11 protein-coding genes are annotated in these 10,963 nt (G+C 41.6%); 6 read left to right on the top strand and 5 right to left on the bottom strand.

Features of this window, described 5'->3' with window-relative positions:
• Positions 1-471: 471 nt before the first annotated feature.
• Complete coding sequence (gene pheA / locus F6K46_RS35200; protein ID WP_293066977.1) at positions 472-1,332, top strand: prephenate dehydratase; 861 nt, start codon at positions 472-474, stop codon at positions 1,330-1,332.
• A gap of 156 nt (positions 1,333-1,488) precedes the next feature.
• Here the strand turns inward: pheA and F6K46_RS35195 are convergent, their stop codons facing one another.
• Positions 1,489-2,130 carry an LON peptidase substrate-binding domain-containing protein gene (locus tag F6K46_RS35195; protein ID WP_293066974.1) on the bottom strand — a complete coding sequence of 214 codons (642 nt, stop codon included), beginning with the start codon at positions 2,128-2,130 and terminating at the stop codon, positions 1,489-1,491.
• A gap of 370 nt (positions 2,131-2,500) precedes the next feature.
• Between F6K46_RS35195 and F6K46_RS35190 the strand changes: the two genes are divergently transcribed.
• The 4 genes from F6K46_RS35190 to F6K46_RS35175 all read left to right on the top strand — a co-directional run bounded on the left by F6K46_RS35190 (position 2,501) and on the right by F6K46_RS35175 (position 5,037).
• Positions 2,501-2,836: a XisI protein gene (locus tag F6K46_RS35190; RefSeq protein ID WP_293066971.1), complete on the top strand. Its 336-nt coding sequence runs from the start codon at positions 2,501-2,503 to the stop codon at positions 2,834-2,836.
• Between the two features lie 659 nt (positions 2,837-3,495).
• Positions 3,496-4,071 carry a hypothetical protein gene (locus tag F6K46_RS35185; protein WP_293066968.1) on the top strand — a complete coding sequence of 192 codons (576 nt, stop codon included), beginning with the start codon at positions 3,496-3,498 and terminating at the stop codon, positions 4,069-4,071.
• Positions 4,072-4,481: 410 nt separating this feature from the next.
• A complete protein-coding gene (locus F6K46_RS35180; RefSeq protein WP_070395690.1) occupies positions 4,482-4,820 on the top strand; it encodes a hypothetical protein in 339 nt (112 codons plus the stop codon).
• Positions 4,771-5,037 carry a hypothetical protein gene (locus tag F6K46_RS35175; protein WP_293066965.1) on the top strand — a complete coding sequence of 89 codons (267 nt, stop codon included), beginning with the start codon at positions 4,771-4,773 and terminating at the stop codon, positions 5,035-5,037. Before F6K46_RS35180 ends, F6K46_RS35175 begins: the two co-directional genes overlap by 50 nt.
• Positions 5,038-5,209: 172 nt before the next feature.
• Here F6K46_RS35175 and F6K46_RS35170 read toward each other — a convergent pair whose 3' ends face one another.
• Positions 5,210-5,626 (bottom strand): hypothetical protein, encoded by a 417-nt coding sequence (locus tag F6K46_RS35170; protein ID WP_293066962.1) that lies wholly within the window; start codon positions 5,624-5,626, stop codon positions 5,210-5,212.
• Positions 5,627-6,094: 468 nt separating this feature from the next.
• Between F6K46_RS35170 and F6K46_RS35165 the strand changes: the two genes are divergently transcribed.
• Positions 6,095-7,078 carry a dienelactone hydrolase gene (locus F6K46_RS35165; protein WP_293066960.1) on the top strand — a complete coding sequence of 328 codons (984 nt, stop codon included), beginning with the start codon at positions 6,095-6,097 and terminating at the stop codon, positions 7,076-7,078.
• An 847-nt stretch (positions 7,079-7,925) separates the two neighbouring features.
• Here F6K46_RS35165 and F6K46_RS35160 read toward each other — a convergent pair.
• The 3 genes from F6K46_RS35160 to F6K46_RS35150 all read right to left on the bottom strand — a co-directional run bounded on the left by F6K46_RS35160 (position 7,926) and on the right by F6K46_RS35150 (position 10,850).
• The gene (locus tag F6K46_RS35160; protein WP_293066957.1) at positions 7,926-8,372 is read right to left on the bottom strand and encodes a hypothetical protein; all 447 of its coding nucleotides are present in this window, start codon (positions 8,370-8,372) and stop codon (positions 7,926-7,928) included.
• A 6-nt stretch (positions 8,373-8,378) separates the two neighbouring features.
• Positions 8,379-9,680: an AAA family ATPase gene (locus tag F6K46_RS35155; protein WP_293066954.1), complete on the bottom strand. Its 1,302-nt coding sequence runs from the start codon at positions 9,678-9,680 to the stop codon at positions 8,379-8,381.
• Positions 9,681-9,956: 276 nt separating this feature from the next.
• Positions 9,957-10,850 (bottom strand): metal ABC transporter permease, encoded by an 894-nt coding sequence (locus F6K46_RS35150; RefSeq protein ID WP_366510854.1) that lies wholly within the window; start codon positions 10,848-10,850, stop codon positions 9,957-9,959.
• Positions 10,851-10,963: the final 113 nt, after the last annotated feature.

Genomic DNA, 10,963 nt, shown 5'->3' with positions numbered 1-10,963 from the left:
TGGGGTGAGGCTAGGAACTGAGACAGCAGGGGCAGATTGGGCAGACAAACGCATGGTCACTCATGAAACTCTCAGCTAACTTGTAAGCCTAGCATTTATTAGCTTTCATGAGAATGAAATAGCCCTGCCATTAAACCTGCATCATCTAGATACCATTTTCAACTATATCATCAAACTCAATACTGATTTATGATCACACCAAAAAATTATCATAGCGACTGCATCAATACAAGGATTACAGTTTTTGACCTGACTAAAAATCCTTATCTACTTGATTAACTATTGCCTATTGCTAGCATGCCTATTGCTATCATGCCTCTTGCCTCTTGCCTATTGCTAGCATGCCTATTGCTAGCATGCCTCTTGCCTCTTGCCTCTTGCTAGCATGCCTATTGCTAGCATGCCTCTTGCCTCTTGCCTCTTGCCCTTCCCTAAACGATTTTGTTCACAACTCAAATTATATTGTCTATTATGTCACTTTCTATTGCCTATCTCGGACCACCAGGAACTTATACAGAAGCCGCTGCCACAGCTTATGCTGAGCGACTCCAGAAACAACAGGGTCAACAATCCCTCTTGTGTCCTTATCCCAGCATTGGCCAAACCTTACAATCAGTAGCTAACCAACAAGTTGATCTAGCAGTGGTACCTGTAGAGAATTCCATTGAAGGCAGTGTCGCCATGACACTAGATCGGCTTTGGCAACTAGATCAGCTCCAAATCCAACAGGCTCTGGTTTTGCCAATCAGACATTGTCTGATGTCACGGGCATCAACCATAGCAGAAATTAAAACGGTTTATTCCCATCCCCAAGCCCTGGCTCAGTGTCAGCGGTGGTTGGAGCAGTTTCTGCCATCAGTGCAACTGGTACCGACCAACTCCACTACTGAAGCGCTACAATTTTTGGACAAAGATCACAATGCAGCAGCGATCGCTTCTGAACGAGCAGCAAAGCTTTATACTCTACCAGTACTGGCATCTAACATTAATGACTATCCCGATAATTTCACTCGATTTTGGGTGCTGAGTTTAAAGCCATCTCCTGGAGGTAGTCATACCTCCTTAGCATTTAGTCCTCCTGCTAATATACCTGGATCCTTGTCTAAACCACTCCAGGTATTTGCCCGTCGAGGTATTAATTTAAGTCGGATTGAGTCTCGTCCCACCAAGCGATTACTTGGTGAGTACATATTCTTTATTGAACTGGAATCAGATCTCTATGCACCATTATTTAAAGCCGCTCTTGAGGAAATAATCCCTGATCAGGAAATCCTCAAGATTTTTGGCAGCTACACCCTCATCAATGTCGATAATTTGACTGTCAACAGTTAACCGTCAACGGTGAACAAAAATGTTGTTATAGCGCTGGGAGCAACGAATAGGGAATAGGAAACTTCGGACAAGGGAAGGGAGAGTAATTGATGAAAACAGTATCAAGAAAATACTAATGCTACGAGGTCTATTCTCTCTTAAGCTTATAATCAAAGCTTAATTTAAGGCATCTTTGAGTACAGTACGTGCCGCTAAGTGATTGCGAGTAGAAGTGAGAATTTCTGTTTCCCGTTCTAGACGTTTTTCCGTGTCCAGGGTCTCTAAAAGTGCCTGCTGTTCTAAGGCTACGCCATACAGATTGCTAGCAACCCAGTAAGACAACTCAATGGGTAGATCGGGCAGGTCTTCTGGTAGCTCAATTTTCTGGTTGGTCAACTTAGCGGAAAGACGCACAACATCCCGCAATAACTGTGCCACCTCCTTTGCCTTTGGTTTGAGGTCTTTAGCAGGTGGTTGGTCTTCAATCCATTCCACTAGTCCAACCCGATAGGGCTTTTCACGAACGTACTCTAAGACCCGAAACCGCTGCTGACCTAAGGTTACTATTTTCATCCGGTCATCGGGAAGACGCTGAAAGTGGATAATTTCAGCGCAACAGCCAACTGTAGCTGGTTCCTGTTTAACAGGATCCCACATTAAGACACCAAATCTGCGATCGCTGTCCAAAATCGTGTTCATCATGATTCGGTAGCGAAATTCAAAAATGTGTAACGGCAGAGGGCGTCCAGGAAATAAAACGACTTCAGGTAGGGGAAATATGGGGAGTTCTCTGACAGCTATCGAGGAAGAGGATACCATTGTGCCTGGGTTAAAAAGGTAACTGCGCTTATTTACATACTGTAACGGATTTTGTCTTTGATACTCCAAGGCATAATTCTTCCTGTAGTCTTTTGTAGTGACCTAGCTAGACTTGCCAGGGTAGGGGAGTGTAGGCTTGAGCTCCTGAGCAATAGGGGTGATATAGCGCTACGCGCAAGTCAGAAGTTAAAAGTCAGAAGTCAAAAGTAAGCTAGGATTAGGTTTCGGAGTTTAGAAATGTCAAACATATTAATGCCTAGTGCTATAACTTCCAAGTCTTACAGCGGATCTTTACGCTAAAGCATGCTGGTATACAACAGTATCAGGTCTTGATAATTGTGTATGATTCAGCCAAAGAGGTGATTGTTGAATGGAGAAAGTAGCTCAATACCGCGAGTACGTTCAAACATTACTGAACGACTACGCCAAGGATGATGTTTCAAATGATGAGGTGGAAGTACAACTCATTTTTGACACTGTTCGGGATCATTACCAGTGGATGAATGTGGGTTGGGAAGATTGTAATCGGATTTACCGTTCTATAGTTCATTTAGATATCAAAGACGGAAAAATTTGGCTCCAGCAAAATCTCACAGATCTCAATCCTGCTGAAGATTTAGTTGAAATGGGCGTTCCCAGAGAGGATATTGTCTTGGGTTTACAGGCTCCTTACAAGCGGCAGTACACTGACTATGGTGTCGCTTGAGATAGTAACGGTGCCATCAGACCTTGCCGTAGTTATCAGACAAAAGGCTTGCAGGCAACAAAATTGCAGTTATCGGAAGCGTCGATGCACTGGAAGCACTGGCGATCTGTTGCGTTGCCGAAAGATTTCTACCGCCAGTGAGCTTGACATTAGAAAGTTTCTATAACTAGACTATTAAGTAGTCAGAGAATTTTACATTAGTGGAATCCGTGCCACATAAGCAACCGATTAACTTACCTCTGGCAGTCTCTCATAATCTTAATTAAATCTCTTTGTTTACCTAACCAGGCAATTTTTTTCTCTTCCTGTTTCCGATTTAGGAGAGGTAAAAAAAAGGCTGAATTAATTTCCATTGTTGGCTACTCAAATCAGTTCTGTAGGATTGACGCCTCATCTCCACTGACTAATTGTAGCTGATTTTTCCCTATTCTTTTTTCGAATTGCTCCCTCTCAGGAGTTTTTCTTGATCTTTTTTCTATAGATACTCTCCTATAGATCCCTGCTTGCTTGCACAGTTAACTTTAGACAAAACTTGCCAAGTACTTATGCATAAATATGACCCTGCAAATCTAAAGATATCCCATACAGAGGTTTTACAGGCTTCAAACTTATAAAAAAATGTTTTTGAGTTAGTTTATGATAAAAAGTCTCATAAAAACATGATTATTTTTACATATTCTTTTTTTATTATTATTGTATTAATTATTTTTATTTTTTTATGCAATGAAGTCTTTATTGATAACCATGATTTTAGTGGATTTTTTAAATTTTTAGTATATTCAACTTCTTTAATAATTACTTTTTTGTTAATTAATACTTTAATTAAAGAGGCTAAAAAAGGTTACCATAAATTCAGGCATCTCAAGAGATTATATAAATCAGTGAAAAACTTTAATTCTCTTGTTGAAGGAGTTGACGCCTTGGATCAGGCTGGGCGTTCAGTTGGTTTAGATAGATTGGAAAATAAAGAAAAAGTGATTGAAGCTCTGACAATTATTAGAGCTGATTTAATTGCTGCCTTAAAACTCGAAAAAATATTCAGAGAAAATCCAGATTTCACTTCAAATAGTTTTGCCGTCAATTTAGAACCTTTACAGATTCTAAAGCTGAGTGAGCAATCGAGTGAATATGGTCGGTTATTCAATGAAGCTATCCAAATTGGAATAACTGTTCAAGAAGAGATGCAAAGTCTTCAAGGTAATGCAAGCAAGCCGTATCGTAGAACTGGAGTTTAGACTAAAGCTTGATGGGAGAATTCCATAAACCGTTTAAGCTCCGATTGTTGCTGAACATTCAATCAAGCATGGAGAAAGAAAACCAATACGATCTTAAGTAGCACCCCCAGACCTCAAAGCCGTCAGTAATCAGTAAGTCCAGTAGGATGGGTTAGTGATAGCGTAACCCATCATTAATTGACGGTTAGTCTGCTAAGCACAAAAGTGCTGGAATTTTTGAGGTTGCTTGGTTTCCTAACCATTTATCACAGCAGATGCTCTAGGGGGTGGAGGCGATCAGTCATCCCGAAAGTTGCTGATGTATTTCTAGTCTCAAGGAGAGGTTTTTGTCTGCTGCAGTTGAGGGGGTTTTGTGGTCTTGCTCCATACCATAAATTTGGTATGCTCAAAACACTCGATATTTCTAGTGTATGAGTGGCATCGATCGTGAGATTTTTCTGGATTCTAGACACATTGCCAAGCATCTACCTGGCACACCACAAGTACAGCGGTTACTCAGGCGAGGCCGATCGGCTCATGTTTTTAACAATCAAGCCACAATGGAAAGAGTTGCTCAAGCCATCATAGAGACAGGAGAGTTTACCGGAGTCATACGAGGATATGAGCGTTACGGTTTGTTCTTCGCTGATTCAATTGGTTACAGAATCAGCCCCGATGGTAGCCCAAGCACTCCCTTGTTTTATGGAGAGGTGAAGATTGATGGAAAAAACCAATACCATGTTATTCCCCGTACTCGACCCAGCCAATAGTGAGTGGGATTTCGCTGAAGTTTGGATTGACCCCATGCTATCCCCTCCCTACATCCTGCTGTTACTGGGTAATTCATCAGGTAGTTGTCGTGTGTACGATCCTGCTGAGAATTACAAGGTTGTGTTTACTGGAGCAACCTATGATGAAACCCAAACTTGGCTGTTGGAAGATGAATACGAGCCAATGGAAGGGCGACTTTCAGCATCGGAGTTATAAAGATTCCTGGTCATTCCACATTCGCGGGTTTCACGATTTGACCTTGGATCGTAAGCCCCTGGTTAAGCTCACAATCTTGATTTATCCCTTTTCTGTTGTATCAGCCTAATTTCACCCTGCTAACTTCCCCTGTTTACCAGCAGCCCCAGACCTCAAAGCCGTCAGATAATGACTACCCTAAAAACCAATCGAAATTTCGGCCAATCAGCAATTCGGTCTTCTCAGCATGATGAGTGTTTTTCATAGCAATAGGTTGTACAGCAAATTCATAGCCACTTGCTATATCCCTGATTTCTTCTACATTGTCATAGCTCATCAAAAAATCCCCTTCCAATTGGCTAGCAAGTTTAAATACAGCTTCATGATCAACTGCTGAATAGCGATAGAGCCTGCGACCAGCTTTTAAATAAGGTGGATCAATGAAGTAAATAGCATCGTTGCGGTGATAATTTTGCTCACAAACCTCAAACCCATCCCCGGCAATAAATTGAATTTTTGTCCGGATTTTATCAATGGAAAGTATACGCTTTTTCAGGGTTTCGGGATACCAGCGTGAGGTGATTCCTTTCCCATTTTCCCCATTTTTCATAAAGCTAGTACGATCATTCGATCTTGTAGGATGCGTTAGTGATAGCGTAACGCATCATTAATTCACGGTTAGTTTGCTAAGCACAGAAGTGCTGGATTTCTTGAGGTTGCTCGGTTTCCTAACCATTGATCACAGCGGATGCTCTGGGCAGTGGATTCTCTACTGTAGCAGTAATTCTGTCACCCCAGCACCAGGGGAGAAGACCAAAAACATAACAGACTACCCTCACCGCTATTCAGAAGTCAGCTGTTGGAGACTTTGCCATTTCTGAGTCAGAACGACTCATTGAGGATCAACGAATCCCACACCATTGACTGAAACGGACCCGAAGGCGAAAGGATTGGCTTTTCCCAGAGTGGGTCTCGCGCCGCTAGCCTCAATGCCGTTAGCCTTCCATCTATGGGTGTGCTTCAAAGCTCACTGTAATTGATAAGCTGATTAAAATCTGAATAAATAAGTGTTTGTGGTATGGTTATTCGAGCAATTTTTCAGTCTACCAAAGTAGAAGATGCTTCCTCTCCATATGACACCATTCATTTGAAAGTTTTCTATCCAGCCCTGATGTCAGGCAGCGATCAGGAACAAAATATGGGTATTGTTCCTGCTGATCCTCAGCAGTCTCCCTTCAAAGTCGTCATTTTCTTTAATGGCATAAACTGTAGTCCTGAAGTATATCAGTGGCTTGCTATTAAGTTGGCAGAACGTGGGCTTGTGGTTGTCACTTTCTCCTGGGTTGCCCAAAACTTACCTGGTATAGTAGGTCTGACTCCAGGTGTTGACATCGCAATGTTGAATCCAAACACCTATGGTTCAGCTCCAACAGCCTCTGCTTTACCAAGCCTATTGGTAGCATTAGAGGAATTACAACTTAACGGAGTTCTAGCTGGCCTGCTTGATTTAAAACAGATCATTCTAGGAGGACACTCCGCTGGGGGCAGAGTTGCAATTGAAAGTGCAAATCCACGCTTCTTTCCACAAATTGTGGCTTCTTTTGCCTATGGTGCACATACAGCAGGAGGGAAGCAACTAGGATATCCATCGGGCACAATCTTGCCTTTACCTGATGCTTTACCATTAATGCTGATTGGAGGAACCTGTGATGGAGTTATTGCCAACAGCAGCCATCGCTATGGAGTGACTTGGGAACAAGCAACCACTCCAGTGTTACGCACTTTTAGGGAAGCGATCTCAGCAGGCAGAGACGATAGTTATCTGCTACTTCTAGAGGGAGCCAATCATTTCTCTATTGCTTATCCATTTGATTCCACTACTGGTAGACCTTTCCTAGACTATCCAGCATCTCAACCGGAAGACCTACTACGGAATTTGCTAGCAGAAACAATTGGTTTATTCATTGATGCTCATGTTTCCCATCAACCTCAAGCTTTGTCAGCAATCAATCAATACTTATGTTCTGAGAACCCTTTGATTGCCTCCTTTGAGCGGAAGTAATGTGAAGTACCCCAACCTGCTTCGCTGAGGTTGGGGCTTCCAATTCTCAGGTCAACTCAGGGACGGTTTTATTCGTCTTTCGGGCTTCCCGCGCGCGTCCCCGATGCCTCAAACAGCAAGCTGCAATACGGTCTTACTCAGCGTCCACAGGCAGATATCCGCCTTCCGCAGACATATAGTTTACAAGGGCAGACTCACCTTGGAATTACGACTCTGTGGTCAACCAGCCGGGGCTTGTCTCTTCCCTGAGCTCTGCTAGTACTTTGTACACCTAATGGTCTAAAAACTGATAGGATTTTAGACCATTTGTAAGGTAGCCTTTTAGTCAGTCAGGCGGGTCAGCGACCATCTTTATTCTAACATGAATCGTGATGATTTGTCATTACAAGTTGTTGTCTCGCTATCCATCCCCACCCTGGAAGAGGGTGGGGAATTCCGCGAGTTTTGTTAAATTAATTTAGTGAGATTATTGGGTTACTTAACTTAACCTAACCTACCAGCGGGCTTGATCGCACTGTGTGACATTTTGACTTAACATCGATAAGTCTAAGTCTGGCCTAATTAACCTAGGGGTCGCGATCGCCCCCGACCCCTAGCTAGAAAACCGGTGATGCGATCGCGTAGCGTGACCGTTCGCGTAGCGTGGCCTTTTGGCCAAAGGTCAATCGCAATCAAGTTTCAGCAGACTTCCTAGTACAATTCCCTAGTTGCCCAATTGTCACCTTTCTTCGGACTTCCCTATAAAATAGACACAGCTCAACCAGTTAGGCTCAAAATCAGGAGACTGAAGTAGCATACAGTGACTTTACTCTAAAGAAAGTCAAGAAGAAGAAGCCTAAGCATAGGCTTACCTACTTTTTTTCTTGATGGTGAGCTTACTTAAATCACAACTATCTTGAATAGTCTTAATTTTGAATTCAGCATTATAGTTCTTATCAAACTTCTTTTCTAGCTGTTGTATGGTCGTTGTTTGCCTGGGAACGCGAGTAGAAACTACAAAGCACCACTTTTTGATTTTTTTTGGGTTATCTGAAAGTAACCTAATAGTCGATTCTATTTGCTCAACTGCATGGAGAATCTTACTTCCTTTCAACTCTACATAAATTTCTCCGTTACTACAAACAAGAGCATAATCACAGCGCTTAGTTTCATTATCTGCGATAGCGCAGCCATCAACTTTAATTACTAATATTTTATCTTTGTTGTGATTTTCAAAAGTTAGTTTACTTTTCTTTTCCTTTAATACGATTTTCTTGTCATCTTTATATTCCTCACAGCCTGGGCAAGATTTCATAAATACTCACGCTAAGTCCAGAAGTTCATCAAACTCAATAGCTAGCTCATCAGAAACACCGTCAATAAGATTGGCATCGATCAGACCTGTCTCTTTGTCTAACATATTTTCAGCTTTGCCATTTTCTAGGACATAGGCTGATAAATCGGAGGTAATCAGGGCTTTATATCTAGGAACGATTTTTTCTAATTTAGGTAAGACATCCTGGCTAGATTCTTCATAGAGCATACCAGCTTGAATCAGATTATTGATTGCAGTTAGGATGTAAGGACTATGGGTGGTGATAAAGAATTGAAGTTTTTCCGGATGAGAATTAAACACACAGGCGATTAACTCAACCATGTTTCGTTGTGCGCTTGGAAATAGATGAGCTTCTGGTTCCTCAATATAAACAGTTTGTCCAGGGGAACGAGCATCAACTAAAAAAGGTAATGCTGAAAGTATAATCGTCAGGGGAAATGTTTCTTGCTGACCAGAAGAAGAGTTGGCAAGACTAATCCGTCTTCCATCTGCCATCTTCACAAAATCTTCGCCTTTTTCCTGTATGTGTTCCCCACATAAAGTTTTCTTGATAAGTCTGTTTATTTCATCCTTTATCTCTTTTTGTTTTCTATTTTCAGTTTGAATCATGATTCTCAAATTCAAACGTTTTATACTTTCGTAAGTGGAACCAAACTCGATCAGAAAGGGATCGATGGCATTATTATTAGACATCAAAGAGAATATAGTACTTTCGAGGTTAGCAAAGAAGGAGCGACCAGCAGGAATAAAAAGCTGGGTATAAGCTGCCTCATCGCATAATGAACTCCTCAAAAATTCTGTTAATTGTTCTCTGAGAATTCTTTTAGTAAAGAAAAGTCTTTCAAGACGACGCTCAATTTGATTGCTTTGTTCAGAGCTTTCTTTCTTAATTTTTTTCAGCCATTTGCGTAATTCTGATAGTTCTTTTTTAAAAAAATCTGAGTAATTAAAATTAATTATACTTTTGCTTTTAGTATTTTTGTTTTTACTAATTTCGATACCAACATTATATACTTCATACTTAATATAGAAATCATGATATCCCCAGGAATTAGGGGGAAAATAGTCTTGAAAAGTTTGAGAGTAACTTGAATCTAGGTAACGCTTAGTTTGTTCATTTTCTACTGCATCAAAAATTTTCCAAACAAAATTTTTAAAGTAAAAAAGAAGTTTAGCACATACACTTTTACCACTAGCTTGAGGTCCAATCACGATATTGATTCGTTTAACCTCAATCTCTAGTTCCTTGATACCAGCAAAATTTTTAACTGTAAGTTTTTCAACCATGACCAGAGATTAGAGTAAGCTGAGGTCTAGTGCATGGGTGTTGCTAGCCCTTACACTACACTAGTTTTGAGTTATTTAGTTATAGTTTAGCATCTATAGATGCTCTTACCATGTTCAACATCCTGATAGCTGTTCGCGTAGCGTGTGCGTAGCACATATGCTGTTCGCTTAGCGTGCGCGTAGCGCTTAAGCTAATAGCTGATGGCTGATTGCTAATAGCTGATTGCTGATTGCTGATTGCTGATTGCTGACGGCTGATTGCTAATAGCTGATTGCTTACCCTCGATTCGATCTCAATAATTCTTTAAGCAAAGTCAATAACTTAGCCTGGCGACGTGCGACAGCTGGCTCCGTGAGAATCCCTTGGCTTGGGCTCAACAAAAATGCCAGGAAAAATAAGCCAAATATTACCATTACAATAGCGGGGCCTGATGGCCAATTAAAATAGTAGCTTATATACATGCCACTGACACTAGAAAAAATTCCAATCATTGAGCCTAAACCCATCATGTGATGTAATTCTTTGACTAATAAATAAGCCGTAGTCGCGGGTCCGATTAACATCGAGATAACGAGCAACACCCCTACCGTCTGCATACTGGCGACAATGGTGAGAGTAATCGCCAAGATTAACCCAAAATAAATGACTTTTACCGGTAAACCGCTAGCTTGCGCTCCTAAAGGATCAAAAGTATAGAATAATAGCTCTTTATAGAACAATTTTGTTAATAGTAAAATTACTCCTGTAATCACCAGGGTTTGCCAGACATCTGCTGGTCTCACCCCTAAAATGTCACCAAAAAGAATATCTTCTAGGTCAAGTTGGTTAGTTTTCAGCACCGTAATTAGGATGACTCCCAACCCTAAAAAACTGCTGAGGGTCAAGGCCATTGCTGCATCCACTTTGACTCGCGTACGCTTAGGAATCACCGCTACCACCAAAGCGCTAAGGATACCTGCAATCAATGCACCAATAGAGATATTTATTCCTAAAAAAAATGCGATTGAGAGACCGGGTAAAACCGCATGGGAAATCACACCACTCATCAGGCTCATTTGTTGTACAAATAAGTAGCTGCCTACCACTGCGCCTAATATCCCCAACAGCACAGCCGTTGCGATCGCATTCCGCATAAATTCAAAACCTAGGGGCTCAATCAGCCAATTCATAATAAATAAAAGGGAACAGGGAACAGGGAACAGGGAGTCGGGAGTCGGGAGTCGGGAGTCGGGAGTCGGGAGTCGGGAGTCGGGAGTCGGGAGTCGGGAGTCGGGCGTCGGAG

Origin of the sequence: Moorena sp. SIO3E8 (genome assembly GCF_010692445.1) — a bacterium.
Taxonomy (GTDB): Bacteria; Cyanobacteriota; Cyanobacteriia; order Cyanobacteriales; family Coleofasciculaceae; genus Moorena; species Moorena bouillonii.
This window is presented reverse-complemented; position numbering and strand designations above follow the sequence as displayed.

Excerpts from the sequence above, each read along its gene's own strand:
- pheA (WP_293066977.1), top strand. The coding sequence starts at position 472 with ATGTCACTTTCTATTGCCTATCTCGGACCACCAGGAACTTATACAGAA.
- F6K46_RS35195 (WP_293066974.1), bottom strand. The coding sequence starts at position 2,130 with ATGGTATCCTCTTCCTCGATAGCTGTCAGAGAACTCCCCATATTTCCC.
- F6K46_RS35190 (WP_293066971.1), top strand. The coding sequence starts at position 2,501 with ATGGAGAAAGTAGCTCAATACCGCGAGTACGTTCAAACATTACTGAAC.
- F6K46_RS35185 (WP_293066968.1), top strand. The coding sequence starts at position 3,496 with ATGATTATTTTTACATATTCTTTTTTTATTATTATTGTATTAATTATT.
- F6K46_RS35180 (WP_070395690.1), top strand. The coding sequence starts at position 4,482 with ATGAGTGGCATCGATCGTGAGATTTTTCTGGATTCTAGACACATTGCC.
- F6K46_RS35175 (WP_293066965.1), top strand. The coding sequence starts at position 4,771 with ATGGAAAAAACCAATACCATGTTATTCCCCGTACTCGACCCAGCCAAT.
- F6K46_RS35170 (WP_293066962.1), bottom strand. The coding sequence starts at position 5,626 with ATGAAAAATGGGGAAAATGGGAAAGGAATCACCTCACGCTGGTATCCC.
- F6K46_RS35165 (WP_293066960.1), top strand. The coding sequence starts at position 6,095 with ATGGTTATTCGAGCAATTTTTCAGTCTACCAAAGTAGAAGATGCTTCC.
- F6K46_RS35160 (WP_293066957.1), bottom strand. The coding sequence starts at position 8,372 with ATGAAATCTTGCCCAGGCTGTGAGGAATATAAAGATGACAAGAAAATC.
- F6K46_RS35155 (WP_293066954.1), bottom strand. The coding sequence starts at position 9,680 with ATGGTTGAAAAACTTACAGTTAAAAATTTTGCTGGTATCAAGGAACTA.
- F6K46_RS35150 (WP_366510854.1), bottom strand. The coding sequence starts at position 10,850 with ATGAATTGGCTGATTGAGCCCCTAGGTTTTGAATTTATGCGGAATGCG.